Source organism: Adlercreutzia muris, assembly GCF_008831045.1.
GTDB classification, from domain to species: domain Bacteria; phylum Actinomycetota; class Coriobacteriia; order Coriobacteriales; family Eggerthellaceae; genus Adlercreutzia; species Adlercreutzia muris.
Genome location: NZ_WAJS01000017.1, coordinates 1 through 22550 on the forward strand (window position 1 = coordinate 1; position 22550 = coordinate 22550).

At 65.6% G+C, this 22550-nt stretch carries 19 protein-coding genes; 13 read left to right on the forward strand and 6 right to left on the reverse strand.

Going from position 1 to position 22550, the window contains the following annotated elements:
• Positions 1–74 precede the first annotated feature (74 nt).
• Positions 75–1760 (reverse strand): FAD-dependent oxidoreductase, encoded by a 1686-nt coding sequence (locus F8D48_RS06475; protein ID WP_151430570.1) that lies wholly within the window; start codon positions 1758–1760, stop codon positions 75–77.
• Between the two features lie 210 nt (positions 1761–1970).
• Here F8D48_RS06475 and F8D48_RS06480 point away from each other — a divergent pair, with 210 nt between their 5' ends.
• The 3 genes from F8D48_RS06480 (at position 1971) to F8D48_RS06490 (ending at position 5317) form a co-directional block, all read left to right on the forward strand.
• Entirely contained in the window at positions 1971–3461 is a 1491-nt protein-coding gene (locus tag F8D48_RS06480) for a helix-turn-helix transcriptional regulator (RefSeq protein WP_151430572.1), read from the forward strand.
• 152 nt (positions 3462–3613) lie between these two features.
• Positions 3614–4669 carry an inorganic phosphate transporter gene (locus tag F8D48_RS06485; protein ID WP_151430575.1) on the forward strand — a complete coding sequence of 352 codons (1056 nt, stop codon included), beginning with the start codon at positions 3614–3616 and terminating at the stop codon, positions 4667–4669.
• Positions 4670–4687: 18 nt separating this feature from the next.
• A complete protein-coding gene (locus F8D48_RS06490; protein ID WP_016309259.1) occupies positions 4688–5317 on the forward strand; it encodes a DUF47 domain-containing protein in 630 nt (209 codons plus the stop codon).
• Positions 5318–5418: 101 nt separating this feature from the next.
• Here the strand turns inward: F8D48_RS06490 and F8D48_RS06495 are convergent, their stop codons facing one another.
• Positions 5419–6594 carry a trimeric intracellular cation channel family protein gene (locus F8D48_RS06495; protein WP_151430577.1) on the reverse strand — a complete coding sequence of 392 codons (1176 nt, stop codon included), beginning with the start codon at positions 6592–6594 and terminating at the stop codon, positions 5419–5421.
• 382 nt (positions 6595–6976) lie between these two features.
• On the opposite strand from F8D48_RS06495, the gene F8D48_RS06500 reads away from it, so the two are divergent.
• Both F8D48_RS06500 and F8D48_RS06505 read left to right on the forward strand, forming a co-directional pair.
• Positions 6977–8254 carry an aspartate kinase gene (locus F8D48_RS06500; protein WP_135970994.1) on the forward strand — a complete coding sequence of 426 codons (1278 nt, stop codon included), beginning with the start codon at positions 6977–6979 and terminating at the stop codon, positions 8252–8254.
• A 246-nt stretch (positions 8255–8500) separates the two neighbouring features.
• A complete protein-coding gene (locus tag F8D48_RS06505) occupies positions 8501–9550 on the forward strand; it encodes an aspartate-semialdehyde dehydrogenase (protein WP_151430579.1) in 1050 nt (349 codons plus the stop codon).
• 267 nt (positions 9551–9817) lie between these two features.
• Here the strand turns inward: F8D48_RS06505 and F8D48_RS06510 are convergent, their stop codons facing one another.
• Complete coding sequence (locus F8D48_RS06510; RefSeq protein ID WP_151430582.1) at positions 9818–10618, reverse strand: TlyA family RNA methyltransferase; 801 nt, start codon at positions 10616–10618, stop codon at positions 9818–9820.
• An 8-nt stretch (positions 10619–10626) separates the two neighbouring features.
• Positions 10627–11412, reverse strand: coding sequence for a TatD family hydrolase (locus F8D48_RS06515; protein ID WP_170272758.1), 786 nt, complete (start codon positions 11410–11412; stop codon positions 10627–10629).
• A 172-nt stretch (positions 11413–11584) separates the two neighbouring features.
• Between F8D48_RS06515 and F8D48_RS06520 the strand changes: the two genes are divergently transcribed.
• Both F8D48_RS06520 and F8D48_RS06525 read left to right on the forward strand, forming a co-directional pair.
• The gene (locus F8D48_RS06520; protein WP_151430586.1) at positions 11585–11899 is read left to right on the forward strand and encodes a hypothetical protein; all 315 of its coding nucleotides are present in this window, start codon (positions 11585–11587) and stop codon (positions 11897–11899) included.
• Between the two features lie 233 nt (positions 11900–12132).
• Positions 12133–12492 carry a YccF domain-containing protein gene (locus F8D48_RS06525; protein ID WP_151430588.1) on the forward strand — a complete coding sequence of 120 codons (360 nt, stop codon included), beginning with the start codon at positions 12133–12135 and terminating at the stop codon, positions 12490–12492.
• 74 nt (positions 12493–12566) lie between these two features.
• Here the strand turns inward: F8D48_RS06525 and F8D48_RS06530 are convergent, their stop codons facing one another.
• A complete protein-coding gene (locus F8D48_RS06530; RefSeq protein ID WP_151430590.1) occupies positions 12567–12971 on the reverse strand; it encodes a hypothetical protein in 405 nt (134 codons plus the stop codon).
• A 366-nt stretch (positions 12972–13337) separates the two neighbouring features.
• Between F8D48_RS06530 and F8D48_RS06535 the strand changes: the two genes are divergently transcribed.
• Positions 13338–14312 carry a substrate-binding periplasmic protein gene (locus F8D48_RS06535; protein ID WP_151430592.1) on the forward strand — a complete coding sequence of 325 codons (975 nt, stop codon included), beginning with the start codon at positions 13338–13340 and terminating at the stop codon, positions 14310–14312.
• A gap of 172 nt (positions 14313–14484) precedes the next feature.
• On the forward strand, positions 14485–16899 hold the full coding sequence (locus tag F8D48_RS06540; protein WP_151430594.1) for an ATP-dependent helicase: 2415 nt from the start codon (positions 14485–14487) through the stop codon (positions 16897–16899).
• A gap of 7 nt (positions 16900–16906) precedes the next feature.
• Here the strand turns inward: F8D48_RS06540 and sdaAA are convergent, their stop codons facing one another.
• Complete coding sequence (gene sdaAA, locus F8D48_RS06545; protein WP_151430596.1) at positions 16907–18517, reverse strand: L-serine ammonia-lyase, iron-sulfur-dependent, subunit alpha; 1611 nt, start codon at positions 18515–18517, stop codon at positions 16907–16909.
• Between the two features lie 216 nt (positions 18518–18733).
• On the opposite strand from sdaAA, the gene F8D48_RS06550 reads away from it, so the two are divergent.
• The 4 genes from F8D48_RS06550 to rpsG all read left to right on the forward strand — a co-directional run bounded on the left by F8D48_RS06550 (position 18734) and on the right by rpsG (position 22550).
• On the forward strand, positions 18734–19702 hold the full coding sequence (locus F8D48_RS06550) for a manganese-dependent inorganic pyrophosphatase (protein WP_151430598.1): 969 nt from the start codon (positions 18734–18736) through the stop codon (positions 19700–19702).
• Positions 19703–19912: 210 nt separating this feature from the next.
• On the forward strand, positions 19913–21136 hold the full coding sequence (locus tag F8D48_RS06555; protein ID WP_151430600.1) for a M20/M25/M40 family metallo-hydrolase: 1224 nt from the start codon (positions 19913–19915) through the stop codon (positions 21134–21136).
• A gap of 485 nt (positions 21137–21621) precedes the next feature.
• Positions 21622–21993, forward strand: a complete 372-nt coding sequence (rpsL, locus tag F8D48_RS06560) for a 30S ribosomal protein S12 (protein ID WP_016309240.1) — start codon at positions 21622–21624, stop codon at positions 21991–21993.
• Positions 21994–22079: 86 nt separating this feature from the next.
• Positions 22080–22550, forward strand: a complete 471-nt coding sequence (gene rpsG / locus F8D48_RS06565; protein ID WP_150839719.1) for a 30S ribosomal protein S7 — start codon at positions 22080–22082, stop codon at positions 22548–22550.

Here is a 22550-nt window from a genome sequence, read left to right on the forward strand (position 1 = left end):
GGGGTGGGGCCAAGAGGCCGGGATCCGACATTTTGGGGTATCGGGCCCCGGCCTTCTCGTGGAGGTGGGGCGGATTAGGCGGAGACGGCCACCACATCGGCCTCGGTAATGGGGGTCGCAGCCTCCAGCTTGCCGCCCGTGGCGGCCTGGATGCCACAGATGCGGCCGGTCATGATGCAGTGACCGGCGGACATGCCGCCCTGGTACATGGACCAGTCGGGGGCGCCGCACAGCTGACCCGCGGAGAAGCCGGTGATCCACAGGTTCGGGATGACCTCTCCATCGGTGCGGGTGGCCTGGTAGTTCTCGTTCACCGTGGCGCCGGCGCACAGGGCGGATACGCGCACGTGCTTGTGGATGCCCCAGAACGGCGCCTTCTCGACCTTCCTCAGGTACTTGGCCTGCTTGCCGAAGTCGGCATCGAAGCCCGCGTCGACGAGCTCGTTGTAGCGCTCCACCGACTTCTTCAGGGCGTCGGCCGGGATGCCCAGCTTGCCGGCCAGCTCGTCCAGCGTGTCGCAGCAGTAGGTGTCGATGAGGCCCTCGATGACGTTGGCGCCGCTCTCGCCGGAGCGATCCATCTCCACATCGGGCATGTAGGGCTTGATCTTCTCCTTGTCGGTGGGCTTGCCGCCCCATTCGGTCACCTGGGCGATGTAGTCGTCATCGAAGATCTGGGAGTACCAGCCGGGCTTGGGTTGGTTGCGCAGCACGCAATTGATCTCCTCGAATACGCAGTCCTCGTTCATGAAGCGCTCGCCGTTCTCGTTCACGGTGAGGAAGGGCTCGTTGAACATGGGGCCTGAGTCGAAGTCGTGCAGCATGTGGGAGTGACCCACGGGCACGAAGCCTCCCCCGATGGCCATGGCCATGAGGATGCCGTCACCGGTCTTGCCGCTCTGCTTGCGGTCGAAATCCTTCACGTCGGGGCAGTAGCGCTCCACGAGGCTCTGGTTGTTCTGGTAGTCGCCCGTGGACAGGATGACGCCCTTGGTGGCATTGAACTTGATGTAGTCGTTGCCGCTCTTGCCGATGACGCCGGTCACGGCGCCAGACTCGTCGGTGACCAGCTGCACGCCGGGGGTGGAGTAGAAGAACTCCACGCCGCGCTCGGCGGCCAGCTCGGCCAAGTGCTCCACCATGGTGCCGTTGTTGAAGGGCTTCGGGCCGAACATGATGGAACGGCGGGAGCACTTCGATCCGTCCTCGTACTCGGTGACGGCCGTGGGGCGCACGGTGTAGGGCGGAAAGCCCGCCTCGGCGGTGCGCACCTGGGTCCAGCGGATGGCCTCGCCGGAGTACTTGCAGTAGGTCTCGGCCAGCTTGCGGTCGGCGCGCCAGCCGCAGTCCTCCAAGAAGCCCTGGATGTAGTTCATGACGCCCTGCTCGTCGCTCTCGTCCAGAAGCACGCCAGAACAGGTGCCGCCCTGGGCGATGGCCTTCGACTCCTTTTGGAGCACGGCGACAGTCGCGCCCTCCTCGAGGGCGGACAGGGCCGCCGGCACGCCGCCAGTGCCAGCGCCGACGACCACGACATCGTAGGTCTTCTCGTCGGCGAATTCAGTGATGGGGGCAAGCTCGACGGGCGACTCCTTGAAATCGCTCTCCTGCAGGCCCGCGGGGTACTCGATGCCGCCGGTCTCGGCGGCCTGCGGGTTGTCCTTGGCTGCCGGCGCGCACGCCGTCAACCCGGCACCTGCGGCGCTGACGGCACCCACTGCCAGCGCACCCTTCAGAAAGTCTCGACGATTCAGTTCCACGACTCCCTCTCCTTTCACATGTTGCACTTCGGTCGCGTGACGGGTCGCAACCCGCGCCCCAATGGGACCTCGGGTGCATGGCCCGCGGCACCTACCGTACTCGGTCGGGCGGTCGCGCACCTCCCACAAACGGTATGAAATTGGAGGTGGGAACCGCGTTCATACCGTTTTTCTGATATAACGGTGCAGTGAAAAAGGGGAGGGAAAGCCATGGATTCGTCGCGTTCGCTCAAAGCGTCTTTACGAGGTACGCGCTGCGCCGTCATAGGTGTGGCCTGCGCCCTTATGGTGCTGGAGATCCAGCGCATGCCCGTGGGACATGCCGTGAGCTTCTCGATGTTCGCCCCCGTGCCCTATGTGTTCGAGGCGATTCTCATTGGCACGGTGGGCATGGCGTTGGCGCGGGGTCGCCGCCACGGGGCGGCTTTGGGCGCGGTGCGCGCGGTGACGGCTGCGGTAGCCACTGTGTCCACCTGGCTGGTAATGTGGGGCATCGGATTCGATGATGCCGTCATGGTGCAGATTCGCATTGCCTACCGCATCAGCACGGGCTTGCTCGTGGTGCTGTGGGGCGAGCGTCTGATCGGCCTGGGTGCCTGGAGGGCTGCGTGTGTGATAGCGGCGGGCTGCCTCTTGTCGGGCGTGGCCACGCTGGCGCTGGCCTTCGTGCCCCAGGTGGTCGTCGATGGGTTTCTCGGGTTGCTGCCCGTGGCGGCCGGTGCCGCGCTGGTGTCCTTCCGCCCCGATCGCTGCCCCGCTGCCCCGTCGCCGGCGCTGCCCGTCTTCACCTTGGCAACAATGCGGGAGCGCGTGGTGGCCGTGGGGCTGGTGGTACTGCCCTTGCTGTGCCGTGCGACCACTATTTCCACCCAGCACTCGTGGATGCAGCTGCAACAACAGGCCGTGGCCTCGGCCGATATCCAGGCGGCCATCGGGGCGGCCATCATCATCGGAGGCGGGGTCGTCGGGCTTATCCTGCGCTTTGCGTGGAGCCGCAGCTTCGTGCTCGTGTTCGATCTGGTGGTAGTACCGGTGACGTTCATGGCCTTCTATACGGCCTCCTTGGCCAATGACCTGTGGGCGCTGCACTTCCTCATTGTTGATTCCACCTACAAGATCGTTCTGTTCTATGTGCTGATGACGCCGTTTCTGTTTCCGCCGCAGAAAGGGGGTTTCGTGTCCTCGGCGCCGCTGTACGGCTCCTTCGCCTTTCTGATTGCGGCCCGGGCCTTGTTCTCGGGGCTGCATGCCGTGCTGCCCGCATCGACCTATGCGGCCGTGGCCGTGGTGACCGTGTTGGCGGTGTTCGCCGTGGCCAGCGTGCTGGCGCTTCTGTATGTGCATCAGCATGCGGGGGTGATGGCCGTATCCGCCGATGCGCCCGGCCGCGGGGCCGCGAGGGTGCCGATGCCCGTGGCCGGGGCGCCGTTGCGGCCTGCCATGGAGCATTTGTGCGCCATGGTGGGGGATCGCTTCGAGCTGACGCCGCGGGAGCGCGACGTGCTGTTCCTGCTGGCCCAAAACTACCGGGCCCCCTATATCGCTGAGAAGTTGGTGGTCAGTCAGTCAACGGTGAAGACCCATATGCGGAATCTGTACGGGAAGCTGGGCGTCCATTCCCAAGCCGAGCTGCTATTGCTGATCGATCGCGAGGCCGAGGGGCTGTCTGCTCGAGAGGAAGATCCGGCCAGCCTGCGGTAGCGTCCCGCTGAGCCCCTCCACGGCCATTCGGAATCGGGTTGAGCTAAGATTGACAAAAAAGACGGGGAGTTTGCACGGTAAGGCGTCCTGCCATAGGGTAGAATTAAGGCGGTGCGCTTTTCGGCATCGAACCGTCTGTTGGAAGGAACTCCGTGACCATCGAGTGGGCTTTTTTCCTCTCTGAGCTGATGCAGAACCCTATTTTGCTGGTGGTGACGCTGCTCAATATCGGCGTCATCATCGTCAACGGCGCCACCGACGCGCCTAACGCCATTGCCACGGCGGTTTCAACTCGTGCCATGAAGCCGCGTCACGCCATCATCATGGCGGCCGTATTCAATTTCCTCGGGCTTTTGCTCGTATCCCTCGTGTCCACGGCCGTGGCCCACACCATCTTCTCCATGGTGGACTTCGGCGGCGATTCCCATCAGGCGCTGACGGCCCTGATGGCCGCCATGGTGGCCATCATCGTGTGGGGCGCGGCGGCTTGGTGGTTCGGCATTCCCACCTCCCAGTCCCATTCGCTCATCGCCGGCCTTACCGGCGCGGCCATCGCCGTGCAGGGCAGCCTGGACGCCATCAACGGCGCCGAGTGGATGAAGGTGGTCTACGGCATTCTGCTGTCCACCCTGCTCGGCTTCGGCCTCGGCTGGATCAACTACAAGATCATCGGGCGCGCCTTCCGCAACGCCGACCGGGTCCGGGCCAACCGCTTCTTCAAGTGGGCCCAGGTGGGCTCGGGGGCCGCGGTGGCTTTCATGCACGGCGCCCAGGACGGCCAGAAGTTCATGTCCATCTTCATGCTGGCCATCATGATGACCGCCGGCATGGGCATGGACCTCTCTGGCGTGGTCATGCCCATGTGGCTCATGATCTTCTGCGCGTTCAACATGGGCTTCGGCACTGCTGTGGGCGGCGAGCGCATCATCAAGTCCGTGGGCATGGACATGGTGAAGCTTGAGGCCTTCCAGGGCTTCGCCGCGTCCCTGTCCACGTTCGTGAGCCTTTTCCTGGCCACCTTCGGTGGCCTTCCCGTTTCGACCACCCATACCAACACCACGGCCATCATGGGCGTGGGGGCGGCCAAGAGCCCTCGGAGCGTGAAGTGGTCCATTGCCATCGACATGGTGAAGACGTGGGTGCTCACCTTTCCCGGCTGCGGCATCCTCGGCTACATCTGCGCGAAGTTGTTTCTTATGATCCTGTAACGCGAAAAGGAGAACACAGTGGGTAAGAAGCACAAGTACGATTATTTCAGCGCCTACGAGGAGCTGTCCGATCTGGCCGTCCAGGAGGCCGGCGTGCTCATCCGCGCCATGGACGAGTTCACCGATGCCGCGGCCCTGCGCCCCATGTTGGAGGAGGCCCACGAGCTGGAGCACGGTGGCGACACCATCAACCACGATATCTACAAGCAGGTGGCCGGCGATTTCATGCCGCCGTTCGATCGCGAGGACATCGTGGCTTTGGCCCAGGCCCTCGACAACATCCTCGACGAGATGGAGGATGTGCTCCAGTACCTGTACATGTACGACGTGCACCAGATCCCCGACGATGCCAAGCGCTTCGCCACGCTCATCCGCAGGTCCTGCAAGGCGGTGCACGTGGCCATGGAGGACTTCCGCAACTTCAAGCGCTCCAAGAGCTTCAAGCAGCTGGTCATCGAGGTGAGCAACTACGAGGACGAGGCCGACACGCTGTACGTGGAAGTTATCCGCAATCTGCACGTGAACCATGCCGACGAGCCGGTGCACGTGCTGAAATGGTCGCGCCTCTACGATCATATGGAAAGCTGCTGCGATGCCTGCGAGCACACGGCCGATCTCATGAGCACCATCCTGCTGAAGAACATGTAGCGCTTCGGGTGCCGCATCCTTGTAGGGACGCTGCGCAAGAACGCGTTGTAAAGGCGAGGGTCCCGGCACCGTGCCGGGACCCTCGTGCTGCGCGCAGGCTGCTAATCAGCTGGATCGGGGGCCTGTTCGTTGGGGGCGGCCCCAGCGTCTTTCCCGGTCTCGGCGTCTCGGAGATTCGGGGCCGTTGACTCGTGCTCCTCCGTCTCCGCTTTCTTGCGGGCGCGGGGGTTGCCGGCTTTCACCTGGCTCTTGGAGCGATGGCGGGCCGGCTCGGGAGTCTGGGGCTCGAAGGGGTCGCAGGACGGCTCGGGCTCGGGGCTGGGATCCAGGCCGATGATGCGGTACAGCTCGTCGCGGTCCACGAAGAGGCGGTCGGAGGGATCGGGGCTGCCAACCTCGGTGCCGCGGCCCGCGGCAGGGGCCTCCACCACGGGCAGTTCCAGCTTGTCCATGAGCACCGTAGGCTGCATCTGCTCGCCGGTCTCGTCCATCCAGCGGCCGCTCAGGCGGTCGTAGAGGCGCTTGCCCTGGCGCCTGAAGCGCTCGAGGCGGGTGTTTCCCTGGCGTTCGCGAGCCGTCTTGCCCATGGGCACGTGCACCTTGCGGGCGATGAAGCGAGCGGGCCGCACGACGCTTTCCACGACGCGGTCGGAGTAATCCCGAGGCGGCTTGGTGCGCCAGCCCATGATAAGGGACAGGTAGCGCAGAGCCATGATGAGGGCCGCGCAGAGGAATCCGGCGGAGTCGGGCAGGATGCCGTTGGCCTTCAGGGGACAGTACACGATGCAGCCGATGAGGGCTGCCGAACCGTAGATGGGGCCGGTTTGGAAGGCTACGGGCGGCCGGTTCATGAGCACGTCGCGGGAGATGCCGCCGCCGATGGCCGTGATGGTGCCGAGCACCACCGAGGGAATGATGGTGAGGCCGGCCGACAGGCTCTTCGACGCGCCGATGATGGCCCACAGGGCCACCGATATGTTGTCGAGCAGATCCACGATGGGGTCCAGGTAGGTGGCCAGCTTGCCGAAATAGAACACCACCACGCCGGCCACGGCGCAGGACAGCAGGAACCAGGGGCTCTGGAAGGCGTAGAGGCCGTAATTCTGCAGGAGGATGTCCCGGATGATGCCGCCGCCCATACCGGTGATGCAGGCGATGGCCACGGTGCCGAAGATGTCGTAGCGGGCCCGCACGGCGGACATGCCACCGGACAGGCCGCCGGTGACCGTAGCGGCGAACTCGAACCAGAAGGGGAGGGTAAAGGCGGTCTCTAGCACGACGGCACCCCTGCCCGCGGCATCGGGGCGCTGGCAGGCGCGGCCGTTCGGGGGCGGCCTGCGACGGGTGCGAGACGCAGGGCGCAGAGCTTCCGGCGGCGCGCGATGCGGCGGCGGTGCGGGCCCGCGACGAGGGGGTCGCGGGCGATGGTGGTCGGCATACAGGCTCCTCCCGATAGCTTCGGATGGCAGGGCGCCGAGGCCCGGGGCGCTCGGCGAAGTGCCTATAGTACGCAACAGGGCCATCATAAACAATGGGCGTTCCGTCAGCGGCCCGCGCCCGTCTACCGTCGGAAAACCGACACATGGCCTTGTTTTTGCTATAGTGAGCCCACTAGTATCCGCAAGGCAATTCCCCGCATGCTGAAGAGGAGAGGGTGCCATGTCTTTGATCGTAGCGAAGTTCGGCGGTACCTCGGTCGCGTCGCCCGAGCGCATCAAGAACGTCGCGAAGCGTCTGGTGCGCATGCGGCAGCAGGGAGTGGAGGTCGTGGCCGTGGTTTCGGCCATGGGCAAGACCACCGATGAGCTCATGGGCCTCGCGAGTGCCGTGACTGCGGCACCCCCCGCTCGCGAGCTGGATCGGCTGCTGTCCACCGGCGAGCAGGTGTCCATGACTCTTTTGGCCATGGCCATCGAGTCCATGGGCTACAAGTCCATGAGCTTCACCGGCCGCCAGGCCGGCATCGAAACCGACGGTACCCACAATAAGGCCAAGATCATCAAGGTGCACAACGAGCGCATCTTGGATGCCTTGGAGGCCGGCTACATTCCCGTCGTGGCCGGATTCCAAGGCATCGACGCCAATGGAGACATCACCACCCTGGGCCGCGGCGGCTCGGACACCACAGCCGTGGCCATCGCCTGGGGCATCAACGCCGATGTGTGCGAGATCTATTCCGACGTGGACGGCGTCTACACCACCGACCCCCGCGTGGCCCCGCGGGCCCGCAAGCTCGATTCCGTCTGCTACGACGACATGCTGGAGCTCTCCAGCGCCGGCTCGGGGGTGCTCCAGAGCCGCGCGGTGGAGTTCGCGCGCAAGTGGAAGGTGGTCATCCATTCCCGCTCGGCGTTCTCCGAGGCGGAAGGCACCTATATCAAGGAGGAGTACGAAATGGAAGAAGCCGTCATCACCGGCATCGCGAGCGATACATCCGAGGTGAAGGTCACCGTGCGCGGGCTGCCCGACGCTCCCGCCGTGGCCGCGAAGATGTTCTCGGCCCTGGCCGCCAACAACGTGAACCTCGACATGATCATCCAGAACGTGGCCGAGGGCGGTGTCACCGACATCTCGTTCACCACCCCCGGTGCCGATCTGGGCCGGGCCCAAGAGACCTTGGCCCGTGTGGTGCCCGAGATCGGTGGTCGCGAGTTCATCGTGGACGAGGACATCGCGAAGGTGAGCCTGGTGGGCACCGGCATGAAGTCGTCTCCAGGCGTGGCCTCGCGGGCCTTCCAGACCCTGGGCGACAACAACATCAACATCGTGGCCATCTCCACGTCCCCCATTCGCCTGTCGGTGATCGTGGACGCGGCCCAGGCGGCCCAGGCGGTCCAGTGCCTGCACACCGCCTTCGGTCTGGACTCCGACGACCTGTTCGTGGAAACCCAGCTGTCTGCCGAGGAAATTGCCGCGAAGATGAAGAAGGGGCGGTGATGTTCCGTCGTTGCTATGCAACGACGGAACGGGCCGATGCTGCGGTTCCGACCGGTGCCTAGCCTTGCGCTTCACCGCTTTCCCTCGCGGGCGAAGGCCGCTCGGCCGCGGTTCGGCCCAATGCCGGGCACCGGTCGAACCCTCGCTGACTTCCTTGGGCGAACCGGTGATGTGAAGAAGTAGGGCAAGGGCCCATGCCCTTGCCGCACAACCGAGCAGAACACACGAGAGAAGGGGAGAGAACCCATGGCTTGGATGAAAGAGATGCCCGCGAACCCGGTAGTTGCCGTGGCGGGGGCCACGGGCGCGGTGGGACAGGAGTTTCTGCGCGTACTGCACGATGTGGATTTTCCCGCTTCTGAAGTGCGGGCGCTGGCCAGCGCGCGGTCGGCGGGCAAGAAGGTGCCCTTCGCGGGCTGCGGCCTGGTGCCGGCCGGCGACCTGGTAGTGCAGGAGATGACCCCGACGGCCTTCGAGGGCGTAGATATCGCCCTGTTCTCTGCCGGCGGCTCGGTGTCCAAAGAGATGCGCGATGCCGTGGTGGCGGCCGGTGCCGTCATGATCGACAACTCGAGCGCCTTCCGTATGGATGAGGACGTGCCGCTCGTGGTGCCCGAGGTGAACCCCGAGGACGTGGCCTGGCATTCCGGCGTCATCGCGAACCCGAACTGCTCCACCATCCAGATGGTGGTGGCCTTGAAGCCGCTCTACGATCTTTCGCCCATCAAGCGCGTCGTGGTGTCCACCTACCAGGCGGCTTCGGGCGCCGGCGCCCCGGCCATGGCCGAGCTCTACGACCAGACCCGTGCGTTTTTGGACGGTACCCCCGAGGACGAGCTGGTCATCGATGCCTTCGCCCATCGTATCTCGTTCAACTGCATCCCCCATATCGACGTGTTCCTGGACGACGGCTCCACCAAGGAAGAATGGAAGATGGTCGTAGAGACCAAGAAGATCATGGGCGACGAGGACATTCAGGTGAGCGCCACCTGCGTGCGCGTGCCGGTGCTGCGCTGCCACGGCGAGGCTATCAATGTGGAGTTCGCCGACGAGGTGACGGTGGATGCGGCTCGTGCCGCCCTGGAAGCTGCTCCAGGCGTGGTGGTCATGGATGATACCGACAATAAGGTGTATCCCATGCCCGGCCTGCTCGCTGGCACCGACGGCACTTTCATCGGCCGCTTGCGCCAGGATCCCACGGTGCCCCACGGCATCGCCTTCTGGAACGTGGCCGACCAGATTCGCAAGGGCGCCGCGCTGAACGCCGTGCAGATTGCCCAGCTGCTGCTGCCCTAGGGCGCAGCTCCGAATTCGATGCGCGAGGCGGCCTTCGGGCCGCCTTTTTCGTCGGCGCCTGGGGGTCTTGGGCGCCGACGCTTTGACAGTCTGCATTCGGCATTCGAAGAGGGCCCTTTCTGCGCGAGATCGGGAGTTATGAGCCTCTCGGGAAGCGACAGACGGTCCAGTACGGAAACTTGTTGATCTACGCACCTGCCTGACCTGGTACTTTGCCGTGATCTCTCCCGAGCTGTAGTTGCTGTGAGAAACCGAGACGCTCATAACTCAAGATCTCGTGCGGAAATGAAGGGACTCATCGACTGAGTCGGCCGCCCCTTCCAAATTGCCGCGGTACACGGCGCGGACGAGGTATTCCACGTTGCCCTCGGGGCCGGTGATGGGGGATTCCACGACGCCGGTCGCCTCGAACTCCTCGGCGGCGAGTGCGGCCTTCACCTCTTCGACGCAGCGCCTGCGCACGGCCGCATCGCGCACGACACCGCGATCGGTCTCGTCGTGGGCCGATTCGAACTGGGGCTTTACCAGCCCGATGAAGACGGTGCCCGGGCGGCTGAAGCGGGGGAAGACCGGAGCCAGGGCCGCCAGGCCGATGAAGGACACGTCGATGACGATGAGGTCGAAGGGGGCACCGAGCGCGGCCGGGTCGGCGTCCTTGATGTTGGTGCGCTCGAATACGGCCACCCGCGGGTCCTGGCGGATCTTCCAGGCCAGCTGCCCGTAGTTCACGTCCAGGGCCGCCACCCGCGCCGCACCGGCCTGCAGGAGGCAGTCGGTAAAGCCGCCGGTGGAGGAGCCGATATCGAGGCAGTTCAGGCCCGCTGCCTCTTGGCCGAAGGCATCAAGGGCCCCCTGGAGCTTCTTGCCCCCGCGGGAGACGAACTGCTTGCGGCCCCGAATGAAGATGTCGGCATCGGGAGCCACCTTCACGGCAGCGCTCGTCGCATATGCATCGTTTACGCGCACTTCCCGAGCCATGACCGCCCGCAGGGCCTCGTCGCGGGTGGGGAAGTCCCCCCGTGCGACGAGCAGGTCGTCCAGGCGCATTTTCTTCGGCTTCTTGCTCATGGGGGCCATTATAACCTGAAGTTTCGGGCGCGGGGCAGCGGTGCCTGCTCGGTGCCAAGCAGGGCGGCGCTCGTTGTGGCCAGACGCTCGGCGAGAAGGGTGCGGTCGATGGCTTTCAGCTGGGCAATGCCGGAAAGCGCATTGCCCAGCTCGGCCTGCCAGACGTTGGCGGGCAGCGTCTCTCCCGCGCGGGAGGGCATGTCGGTTTCCAGCAGCAGGCGGTCGAGGGGAATCTGCCGGGCGTACTCGCGTCCGCGCCGCGATACCAGCATGCGGGGGCCTACGGAGAAGTAGCAGCCGTCGGCCAGCGCGCGGGTCAGGTCGTCGGAGGTGCCCGAGAACCAGTGGAAGATGCAACAATGCCGCCGGGCCGTGCCGGCCGCCTCCAGCAGATCGAGCACGGTGCCCGCGGCATTCACGGCGTGGAGCGAGATGAGCTTGGGAGCGCCGTCATCGCAGGCAGCGAGGATGCGCTGGAGGGCGGCCGTCTGCACGGCGCGGCTCTCGTTGCCGTCGCGCGGGCCGGCGAAGTCGAGCCCCACCTCGCCGATGAAGGCCGTGGCAGCGGCGAGCTCGCAGAAGCGCACGAGGGCGTCACTGCCTACCGAGCCATCGGCGATCTGCCACGGGTGGGCTCCGAGCCCCACGGCCACGGTGGTCCCATCGGCCATGAGGGGGGCGATCCGCTCGTACTCCTCCGGCGAGACGGTGCAGGAGAATGCGCCGATGCCCACATGGGCGCCGGCGCGGGCCGTCGCTGCCGGGTCGGGCGCGAAGCCGAGGTGGCAATGCATGTCGTACCAAGTTTCCATGGGGATAAGCATAGCAGAGGATCTATGGAAGTGCCGTGGCCGGAAGGTAACGGATGGCGCCGCTCGCGCCGTGCGGGTTGACCTGGCGGCCGCACGGCCTAGAATCAAAACCCGTTGGCATATCCGTGCAAAAGTAAGGGAAGTGGTCGGAGTTATGGCGGAAGTGCTCGAAGCCATCATGCTCATCTGTTTCGGCCTGTCGTGGCCGTTGAACGCCTACAAGAACTATCGGGCCGGCACAGCGGCCGGCACCAGCTGGCAGTTCATCGCGCTCATTACCGCCGGCTACTTCGCCGGCATCGCGGCCAAATTCGTTTCCGGCAATCTGAACTGGGTGCTGATCGTCTATTTCATCAACGTGGTGTGCATTGGCGCCAACTGGCTCGTCTACTTCCGCAATCGCCGGCTGGATGCTCAGCGCCAGACCGAGGTGGTTGTAGAGGAAGAGTCTCTCGTCGTAGTGGTCTAGGCTGTTTCTCCCTATTCCTCGTCGAGGGGTCCGCGGCCTCTTCGCGGGGGCACTTGCGTCGGCGGCGCCGCGAGGGCCGCTGGCGCCGCCGTGCCATCGATGACGCCCGGCCCGCTCTCGGGGAGGCCCTCCAGTCACCATCGGCGGTTGGCTTGTCCTTTGGGATCGAAAGGGATGCTGCTATCATGTTGGCCCGACCGTGCAGGATCACCTCTATCGAATCGAGTTGCCCCATGTCTACGATCGCGAACATAATCTGGATCATCTTTGGTGGTCTGGTCACGGCGATTGCCTGGTGCTTCGCTGGCCTCGTATTCTGCATCACTATTGTCGGCATTCCGCTCGGGCGGCAGTGCTTCAAGATGGCTTCGCTCACGCTCGCACCCTTCGGGAAGACCATCGTCTACGGCGGGGGAGCGCCGTCGCTTATCGCCAACATCTTCTGGCTCATCTTGGCGGGCCTGCCCATGGCCATTTCCTACGCGGTGCTCGGCGTGGCCTACTGCATCACGGTCATCGGCATTCCCATTGGGCTGCAGTGCCTCAAGATGGCGAAGCTGTCCCTTCTGCCCTTCGGCGCGCAGGTAATGTAGGCTCCCCATGGCTTATGGGGCCGGACGGAGCCTTTCAAGGCTCTCGGCCAGGGGTTGAGGCTGGAGCGCGAGTCCTAGGATATGACCGTGCGCCAGTCGGCCTGGGCTGCCTCGGGATTCTCGTTCGACCCTAAATCTTCGGGGACGGTTTGCTCTTCGAACTCGGTCTGCTGCACCTTTTCGGCTTGGGTGGGATTCATCCAGTCGCCGGCGGCGGCGAAGGCGATGCAGAGCGCGATGACGGCCACGATGGCGATGGCTGCCCAGATGAGCCCGGGATGCTTGCGCGTGTTCGCCTTGGGGCCGCCCTCATCCACCTCGAACTCCTCCATGGCGGGAAATTCCGGATCGTCGGCCGACGACTCCAACACGGTCGGCTCCTCTGCGGCCAAGGGGTCGCGCTCGGCGAAGGTTTCCTTGCGCGCGCGGTGCTGGGGGGCTGTGCCGTGCTCTAGTTCCCGGGCTTTGTGGTCGCTCATAGGGGGATCCTCTCTCAACGATGGCATGGGGCGGGGAAGCGCGCTGGCGCGTGGCATCGGCTTCGGGCGCTTTCCCGCTCGTTCCGCCGGTTCCTTTCGCTTTCATGGTAGGGCGTTGGGTCGCGAAGGGCCCTCGCACGGGCCAGAAGAGGGGAATTGTTGGGCAAACTGCTTCGTTTTCGTTGAAATTCGCCCTCGGAGGATGATGCCCCCGGCCGCTCGGGGATGATGCGGACTCCCTCGGGGCGGCTAAGGTAGAAGGCGACAAGCCACGGGCTCGTGCGCGGGCGCAGCCGGGCAGCGCGTCCAGGCCGCGCCGCACGCGAGCGCCCCGCAAGAAGCCCGTCCCGAAAGCGAGGAACCCCTATGACCGACCTGTCCCTCTCCGCCCCCGGCCGCCGCGTGCCGCTTGGCGCGGCCCTCCGCGCGGCGCTCGCCGCCGTGCTCGCGCTTGTCGCAGCCGTCGCTTTGGCCGCCTGCGTATCGGTGCTCACTGGTTGCTCGTCCGACGAGGCCGCCTCGATGGGATCTGGTGTCGAGGCGGCGGTCGAGGGAGCTACCACGGACGAGTCCGGGGTGCTCGTGGTGGCCTCGGCGCTCAATAGCGAGCCTTACGAGCAGGCTACCAGCACGAGCCAGATCGGCTTCACCGTGGAGTTGCTCGAGCTGGTGGGCGAGCAGGCGGGGCTGGACGTGCGGTTCGCCAAGGCGGTGAACCACAAAGATGCCGACCAGAACATCACGCCGGGGCAGCCCGAGGATGTGGCGGCCAAGGTGGCGGCCGGCGAGGCCGATCTGGGTGCCTCCTCCCTCACCACGGACGGTGGTCTGGAGGGCGTTACGTGCACCGAGCCCTACCTGCATGCCGATTACGCGGTGCTGACGAAGATGGGCGCCGGCCTCGACAGCCTGGAGGCTCTGGCCGCGGCCGAGGCTCCGGTGGTGGCCATTCAGGACGAGCCGGCCATCGCCTCCTGGGTGGCCGAGCTTCTGCCCCAAGCGGAGGTGGTGCCCTTCGAGGACGGCATCGACGCCCTGATGGAGCTGAATTCCGAGCGGGCCCAGGCCGCCATTGTGGATGAGCCGCGCTTTCGTCGCTACATCAAAGTGAGGGAGCCCCATCTCCAGGCGGTAGAGGTGGTGCCCTCTGCCAAGGATTACGCCTTTATCGTGGCTGCCGGCAACGACGAGCTCGCTGCTACAATCAACGACGCCCTGGGCGCCCTGAAGGCCGATGGCTCCTACGACGAGCTGTACGACAACTGGTTCGGCGATGCCCCCGAGGCCGGCACCGCCACACGTCCGGCCGGAGAGGCAGTGCAGGACTCTACGGGCGCCTAGGGCGGCCGCGCCCGCCGCGCCTCGCTGTTTATCGAACAGGCGGTGAAACCTTGATGGGTCTTTCGCCGTATCGCCCCAGAGGGCGATAGAATGGAAAGCCGTCTCTTGTGGACGGCTTTCCCGTTGTTCGGGGCCGAGCGCCCCTTTGTTTGCGAAGTAAAAGGACGGACCTGTGCCCATCGATATCGACACCTTGAACGGCCCCCAGCGCGAGGCGGTCGTCACCACCGAAGGCCCGCTTTTGGTATTGGCCGGCGCCGGAAGCGGCAAGACCCGCGTTCTCACCTACCGCATCGCCAACATTTTGGAGCAGAACCTGGCGGCGCCCTGGGAGATTCTGGCCATCACCTTCACCAACAAGGCGGCGGCTGAGATGCGCGAGCGTTTGGCCCAGCTCGTCGGCGGCCGAGCCCGGGGCATGTGGGTGTCCACCTTCCACTCCATGTGCGTGCGTATCCTGCGGGCCGATGCCGATCGCCTGGGCTTCACGAAGAGCTTCACCATCTACGATGTGGACGACATGAAGCGCCTGTATAAGGACATCATGGCCGAGCTGAACATCGACCCGAAGCGCTTTCCGGTCAACCAGCTCATGAACCGCATCTCGAGCGCGAAGAACGACCTCGTCGTGCCCGGTGATTTCGAGAGTCGGGCCACCGACCCGGTGGGGCGCGTGGCCGCCCAGGTGTACACGCGGCTCCAGGAGCGCTTGCGCGCGGCCAATGCCGTGGACTTCGACGATTTGCTGCTGTACGCCTACCTGCTGCTCAAGCAGCATGAGGACGTTCGCACCGCCTACCAGGAGCGCTTCCGCTATATCATGGTGGACGAGTACCAGGACACCAACCGCGCCCAGTACGCCATCACCATGCTCCTGGCTGCTGGTCATCGCAATGTCATGGTGGTGGGCGACGACGACCAGTCCATCTACTCCTGGCGCGGTGCCGATCTGCGCAACATCTTGGAGTTCGAGAGCGATTACCCCGAGGCGCGCGTGGTGAAGCTGGAGCAGAACTACCGCAGCGTGGGCAACATCCTCGCTGCCGCCAACGCTGTGATCGCCAACAACCAGCACCGTAAGGCGAAGCGCCTGTTCACTTCATCGGGCGACGGCGACAAGATCTCGGTGTACATGGCCTCCGACGAGCGGGACGAGGGTCGCTGGATCGCCGGGGAGATCGAGAAGCGCTGCGCAGACGGCGTGTCCTACAACAACATGGCGGTGTTCTACCGCACCAACGCCCAGTCCCGCATGCTGGAAGACATGCTGCTGCGGGCCGGCGTGCCCTACCGCATCGTCGGCGGCACCCGCTTCTTCGACCGCGCGGAGATCCGCGATGTGATGGCCTATCTCACCCTGGTGGTGAACCCGGCCGACGACATCGCCGCCAAGCGCGTGGTGAACGTACCGCGCCGCGGCATCGGCAAGGCTACCATCGAGCGCATCGACCAGTTCGGCCGCGAGCTGAACATGCCCTTCCTCACCGCCGCCGAGCTGGCCATCGTCGATGAGGACATTCGGCCGGCCACCCGCCGGGCCGTGGGCGAATTCGTGCAGGTTCTCAAGGACGGTGCCAGCTACGAGGGCGACCTGCGCAAGGTCATCGAGCGCATCATCGATCAGGCCGGACTCATCGAGGCGCTGCAGAACGAGGGCACCGACGAGGCCCGCGGCCGCATCGAGAACATCCAGGAGTTTCTGGGCGTAGTGGACGAGTTCGTGGAGACTCATGATGCCGAGGATGCCGACTACGCCGCGCCCACGGCCGGCGAGAGCCCCGAGGCGGAGCCGGTGCGCGTGCTGCGGGGCGATTCCCTGGCCGACTTCATCGAGTGGGTGCGCCTGCGCACCGACCTGGACACGGTGACCGAGGACGGCCAGGCCGTCACCCTCATGACCGTGCACTCCTCCAAGGGCCTGGAGTTCGACTGCGTGTGGGTGGCCGGCATGGAGGAGACCCTGTTTCCCCACATGAACTCCGTGGGCGACGCCGCGGCCGTGGAAGAGGAGCGGCGGCTGGCCTATGTGGCCATCACCCGCGCCCGCAAGAAGCTCTACCTCACCTGCGCCCAGCAGCGCCAGATCTTCGGCCAGACCCACGCGAACCCCATTTCGCGCTTCATCGGCGAGATCCCGAGCGAGCTGCGCCAGACCACAGGTCTGGGCTCGGCGGGCTTCTCCGGCACCGGCTGGGAGAAACGGGGAAGCCGCCGGGGCATTGCCGGCTCGGGCACCGAGGCGGGGGAGGGCCGCGTGTTCGGCCGGTCGAGCGCCTCGGGATCCGGCGGCCGCTCCTTCGCCGAGTACCGTGCCGCTACCGGCTCGGGCCGCACGGCCGCCAGCAGCGGATCCGTGTCGCGAGGCGGGGCCGCGTCGGGGCGCGTTGGTGCCGGGGTGAACCCGAACGCGGGCAAGAAGGCCGCCGCCAAGGCCGCCTTCGCCGCCGGCGATGCCGTGGACCACAAGACCTTCGGCCGTGGCATCGTGGTAAAGGTGGACGGCGACACCCTGCACGTCAAGTTCGCCAAGACCGGCCAGACCAAGAAGCTGCTGCGCGACTACGCCCCCATCGTGAAGATCGGCTAGCCCTCGCCTAGCACCCCGCGCAGAAGCTGCAGGCGGAGGGGGCGGTGGCGATGCCGCCGCGGGCGGTCTCGCGCAGCTCCATGGGCAGCTCGCGGCCCACCTTGTCCATCACGGCCACGTTCTCGTCGAAGGGTACGAGGTTGCTCACGCCCGCCAGCGCGATCTGGGCGCACACCAGCGCCAGGGGCGCGGCGGTGGCGTCGCGCTTCTGGCAGGGCAGCTCTACCAGGCCACCTACCGGATCGCACACCAGGCCCAGCAGGCACTGGATGACGTTCGATGCCGCATCGAGCGCTTGGGTCGGCGTGCCTCCGGCCATGGCCACGGCCGCCGCCGCCGCCATGGCCGCCGCGCTGCCCACCTCGGCCTGGCAGCCGCCCTCGGCGCCAGAGACGCTGGCGTTGCGGGCCACGATGTAGCCCACGGCCGCCGCCGTGAGGATGCCCTCGCGCAGCTCGTCGTGGCTGTAGCCGCGCACGTCGCGCATGGCCAGCAGCACGCCGGGCAGAACACCCGAGGAACCGGCCGTGGGGGTGGCCACGATAATGCCCATCTTGGCGTTGGTCTCTAGGGTGGCCAGGGCGTAGACGGCCGCCTTGGCCGTGAGCGGGTCCATGAGGCGCCGCTTGGCATCGTCGGTCTCCAGGCTGGCGGTCACCTTCGCCGCCTCTCCGCCGATGAGGCCTCCGATGGAGCGCTCGGGAGCCTCGATGGGAACCGTGGCGGCCGCATCCATGACGGCGAGCACCCGGTTCAAGTAGTCATCCACGTCGGCGGCGACGCCCTGCTTGGCGCAGAGGGCCTCTTCCCGGGCGCGGAAGGCCTCGGCGATGGTTGCGCCCTCGCGCTCGCACAGGGCTAGAAGCTCCGCGCCGCTCGTGTAGTTCCAGCGCGCAAACGCCTCGTCGGCGCCGGGCGGCACCGCCACGGCCGCGCCGTCGGTGGCGCTCATGGCCGGGATAATGCGGGCGTTCAGGATATCCGGGTGCAGGATGAGGTAGTCGCGCACCTTGCCGTCCACGTCGTCGTCGGTCTCGAGCACGGTGAAGGCGTCGCCGCGCTTCTCGGTGCGGTGGAGGTTGGCCGTGGCGATGTTGATGCCGCAGCTCGCGAGCACCGAGGAGATGTGGGCCAGCACCCCGCGCACGTCGTGCTGGTGCACCACCACGCTCGTGTGTTCGCCGGTGATGTCCACGTCGATGCCGTTGATGCGCCGGATGACCGCGGCGCCCCCGCCGATAGAGACGCCGCGCATGTCGAGCACGGTGCCCTCGCCGTCCTCGCAGTGCACGTCTACGGTATTGGGGTGGTCGCAGGGGCTGGCGGTGTCCCAGATAATATCGACCTCCACGCCCGCCCGCTCGGCCAATGCGAAGGAGCGCGAGACGTCCGGGTCGTCGGCGGCCAGGCCGATGATGCCGGCCACGAGGGCCTTGTCGGTGCCATGCCCGCTGCCCGTGGCGGCGAAGGAACCGTAGAGCGTGAAGGTCACGCGCTCGGGGTTGCCGCCGAAGAGCTTGCGCGCAATGGAGGCGATGCGCAGGGCACCAGCCGTGTGCGAGCTGGACGGGCCCACCATGATGGGGCCGATGATATCCCGCAGACCGTAGGTTTTCATGCTGCTCCTTTCGCGGGCGCCGCGGCCTCGTCCGCCCGATCGCCGGTAGAACCGGGGCTCGCGGGTGGCGCTGCCCGCCGTCGGCCGCGCGAGCATTTGTTTTCGTCGCAGAACGCTATCATAGCCCATCGCCACCGAGGGCTGGGAGGGGTATACTGCCTCAAAACCGTAAATTGGTATAAGGTGAGATTGGTACAAGAACAGAAAGGGGCACCAATGACCGCCAAGATTCTCGTCGTGGGCCATCGCAATCCCGACAACGACTCCATTTCCGCCGCTGTGGGATACGCGCATCTGAAGAACGCCCTGGCCGCCCGCGACGGTGAGGCCGAGGCCGTCGAGTACGTGCCCGCCCGCCTGGGCCCCCTGCCCGTGGAGAGCGCGTGGCTTCTCGAGCGCAACGATATTCCCGAGCCAGTGCTCATCGACAACGTGAACCCCGTCGAGCATGACGGCGAGACGGTGCGCCAGAAGGTCATCCTCGTGGATCACAACGAGGTGGCCCAGGCCGCTCCGGGTATCGAGGAGGCCGAGGTCGTGGAGATCATCGATCACCACCGCATCGCCGATGTCACCACGGCCAATCCCATCTTGTTCTTGAACCTGCCCATCGGATCCACGGCCACTATCGTCACGCTGCAGTTCCGCCAGACCGGCATCGAGCTGCCCGACGCCATCGCCCGGGTGCTCCTGTCCGCCATCCTCACCGACACGGTCATTATGAAGTCTCCCACCTGCACCCAGGTGGATATCGACCAGGTGAACTTCCTGGCCGACAAGCTCGGCATCGACGCCGTGGAGTTCGGCATGGAGATCTTCCGCACCCGCGGCGGCGAGGATACCATGCCCATTGCCAAGCTCGTGGAGGCCGATTCCAAGGAGTTCAAGGTCAACGATGACGTGACCGTGCTCATCGCCCAGCGCGAGACGGTGGACCTGCCCTGTGTGATGGGCCGCGAGGCCGAGATTCGCGAGCACATGAAGAAGCTCGTGGAAGGCAACGGCTACGAGTTCGCTCTGCTGCTGGTCACCGACATTTTGGCCGAGGGAAGCCAGTTCATCGTGGAGGGCGACCCTGCCCGCGTGAACCGCGTCTTCGAGATCGAGTGCTGCGAGGGCGGCAACTGGATGCCCGGCGTGCTGTCCCGCAAGAAGCAGGTGGCGGCTCCCATTCTGGCTTCGTAGAAGCCTCGTAATAATTCCCCGGAGAATTACTGCGCGACGCTGCGGGTCCGACAGGCACCTGGCCCGGCCCCTTGTTTTTGCCACGGCACGGTGCGAAGGCCGCTCGGGCAAAAGGCGGGGCAATCCCAGGCGCCTGCCGGACCCTCGCTGTTTTTCCTTGGGCGCATTCCTGCGACCAAAAGTTTCGGAGTTTTGGAAAGAAGGACCCCTATGAATCCCGACCGCGTGCTGGAATCGTTTCTGGAGATGGTGGCCATCGAGAGCCCGTCGTGGCACGAGGCTCCTATGGCCGCCTGCTGCGCGGAGAAGCTGGCCGAGATGGGATTTACCGTCGCCTTCGACGCTTCGGCGGCGGAAACCGGGTCAGATACGGGCAACCTCATCGCGCATCTGCCGGGCACGGTGCCAGGGCGCGTGGCGTTCTCGGCCCATCTGGACACGGTGAAGCCCTGCGCGGGCATCGAGGCCGTGGTGGAGACGCGTCATATCTGCGATGATGTGACCTGCCGCATGGCCGAGGTGGTGTGCTCGGCGGGGGACACCATTCTGTCGGCCGACGACAAGGCTGGTATTGCGGCCATCTTCGAGGGCGTGCGCTCGGTCGTGGAGTCCGGCGCCGTGCGCCCCGATATCACGGTGCTGCTCACCACCTGCGAGGAGCAGAGCCTGCTCGGCTCCTCGGCTCTTGCCGACGACGCGCTCGCGTGGCCGGCCGATCTGCCGGCGGCCTCGCGCGGCACTGCTGCCGGGGGGCTTTTGGGCGACGGCGCCGCCCCTTCCGAGCCGGTGCCGCTGTTCGTGCTCGATGCCGACGGGGCGCCGGGCACCATCATTATGGGCGCGCCCTACCACTGGACCCTGCGCGCCCGCATCGAGGGCCGCGCCGCCCATGCCGGGGTGGAGCCGGAGGAGGGGGTGTCCGCCATTCAGATCGCCGCCGCCGCGGTGGCCACCATGCCGCTCGGCCGCATCGATGAGTGCACCACGGCCAACGTCGGCCACATCGAGGGCGGCGTGGCCGTGAACATCGTGCCGGCCGCTTGCGAGCTGGAAGGGGAGTGCCGCTCGCTTTTCGAGGATCGCGTGCTTGCCCAGCGTGATGCTATGACCGCGGCTTTGGAAGAGGCCGCCGAGCGCCTCGGCGGCATGGTGGAAGTGGCTTGGGAGCTCGACTACCCGGCCGTGGTCCACGAAGCGGGTGACGCCATTGTGGGGCATCTGGAGGCCGCCGCGGCCGCCTGCGGGCTGCCTGTGCGCCATGCCGTCTCCGGTGGCGGGGCCGATGCCAATGTGCTTTCCGCCAAAGGGGCCGATGCCATTACCCTGGGGATAGGCATGACCAACTTCCACAGCACCGACGAGTACATCGAAGTGGCCGATCTTCAGAATATGGCCCGCTACGTCGAGGCCATCATCGCCGAGTACGCCTGCTAGGAATCTTTTCTCCCGAAAATAAAGAAGTTTCCCACCCGAAAATGACGAAGTTTTCTGCCCGAAAATGGTGAAGCGGTTGGGCGCATCGTCATTTTCGGGCTGCGGGGTGGGCATACCGGCACTTTCAGTCGTGCGCCTGACCTGGTATTTGTCGCATATCGCCAGATCAGATAGGGGGTTTGGAAATGCCCCGAAATGACGGTGCGCCCGGCCGCTTCGTCATTTCGGGGCAGGGCACCCTCCAGGGCAGGCCGCCCTCCAGGGCAGGAGCTCACCCTCCGGGGCAGGGCGCCCTCGTGCGGGCAGCTTCGGGACGTATTTCCCAGTTGTGAACGTTTTGTGCCGCTCATCGGAAGATATGGACACGCCCGGATGCGTGGCGTTTGACACACGGCGGGAACCCTCGTAGTATGCATCCTCACGCCTCTGGGAGGCGCTTGTTTTGTGCAGTGTAAGCTCGTGGATAAAAGGAAAGGAAAAGAGTCTTGCCTACAATCAACCAGCTGGTCCGCAAGGGCCGCAAGAAGTCGGTCGACAAGTCGAAGACCCCGGCTCTCAAGGGCAACCCGCAGAAGCGCGGCGTGTGCACTCGCGTGTACACCACCACCCCGAAGAAGCCGAACTCCGCTCTTCGCAAGGTCTGCCGCGTGCGTCTCGTCAACGGTATGGAGGTCACGGCCTACATCCCCGGCGAGGGCCACAACCTCCAGGAGCACTCCATGGTGCTCATCCGCGGCGGTCGTGTAAAGGACCTTCCCGGTGTCCGCTACAAGGTCATCCGCGCGGCGCTCGACTGCGCTGCGGTGGACAACCGCAAGCAGGCCCGCAGCCGCTATGGCGCCAAGCGCCCGAAATAACATTCGTTAAGCCGCGCGGGCCGAAGGGTTCGGCCTAATGGGCGGGGCACCGCCCCGAAGCGCGCAGAAGCAAAAGGAGAAACTACATGCCGCGTCGTGCAGCAGCAGTCCGCCGCGAAACGCAGCCGGACGCAAAGTTCAACAACCGTCTCGTCACGCAGCTGATCAACAAGGTCCTGCTTGACGGTAAGAAGTCCACCGCCGAGAACATCGTCTACGGTGCCTTCGATCTGGTCGCCGAGAAGACCGGCGAGGATCCGCTGGCCGTGTTCAAGAAGGCCATGGACAACGTGCGCCCCACCCTCGAGTGCAAGCCGAAGCGCGTGGGCGGCGCCACCTACCAGGTGCCGATGGAGGTCAACTCCCGTCGTGCCACTACCCTGGCCATCCGTTGGATCGTCGACTTCTCGCGCAAGCGCAAGGAGCACACCATGATCCAGCGTCTCGCCAACGAGATCATCGACGCTTCCGAGAACACCGGCGCCGCCGTGAAGAAGCGCGAGGATATGTACAAGATGGCCGAGGCTAACCGTGCGTTCTCGCACTACCGCTTCTAA

Bases quoted from the DNA above. Each gene is read 5' to 3' on its own strand.
- F8D48_RS06480 (WP_151430572.1), top strand. From the start codon at position 1,971: ATGGATTCGTCGCGTTCGCTCAAAGCGTCTTTACGAGGTACGCGCTGC.
- F8D48_RS06500 (WP_135970994.1), top strand. From the start codon at position 6,977: ATGTCTTTGATCGTAGCGAAGTTCGGCGGTACCTCGGTCGCGTCGCCC.
- F8D48_RS06505 (WP_151430579.1), top strand. From the start codon at position 8,501: ATGGCTTGGATGAAAGAGATGCCCGCGAACCCGGTAGTTGCCGTGGCG.
- F8D48_RS06510 (WP_151430582.1), bottom strand. From the start codon at position 10,618: ATGAGCAAGAAGCCGAAGAAAATGCGCCTGGACGACCTGCTCGTCGCA.
- F8D48_RS06515 (WP_170272758.1), bottom strand. From the start codon at position 11,412: ATGCATTGCCACCTCGGCTTCGCGCCCGACCCGGCAGCGACGGCCCGC.
- F8D48_RS06520 (WP_151430586.1), top strand. From the start codon at position 11,585: ATGGCGGAAGTGCTCGAAGCCATCATGCTCATCTGTTTCGGCCTGTCG.
- F8D48_RS06525 (WP_151430588.1), top strand. From the start codon at position 12,133: ATGTCTACGATCGCGAACATAATCTGGATCATCTTTGGTGGTCTGGTC.
- F8D48_RS06530 (WP_151430590.1), bottom strand. From the start codon at position 12,971: ATGAGCGACCACAAAGCCCGGGAACTAGAGCACGGCACAGCCCCCCAG.
- F8D48_RS06535 (WP_151430592.1), top strand. From the start codon at position 13,338: ATGACCGACCTGTCCCTCTCCGCCCCCGGCCGCCGCGTGCCGCTTGGC.
- sdaAA (WP_151430596.1), bottom strand. From the start codon at position 18,517: ATGAAAACCTACGGTCTGCGGGATATCATCGGCCCCATCATGGTGGGC.
- F8D48_RS06550 (WP_151430598.1), top strand. From the start codon at position 18,734: ATGACCGCCAAGATTCTCGTCGTGGGCCATCGCAATCCCGACAACGAC.
- F8D48_RS06555 (WP_151430600.1), top strand. From the start codon at position 19,913: ATGAATCCCGACCGCGTGCTGGAATCGTTTCTGGAGATGGTGGCCATC.
- rpsG (WP_150839719.1), top strand. From the start codon at position 22,080: ATGCCGCGTCGTGCAGCAGCAGTCCGCCGCGAAACGCAGCCGGACGCA.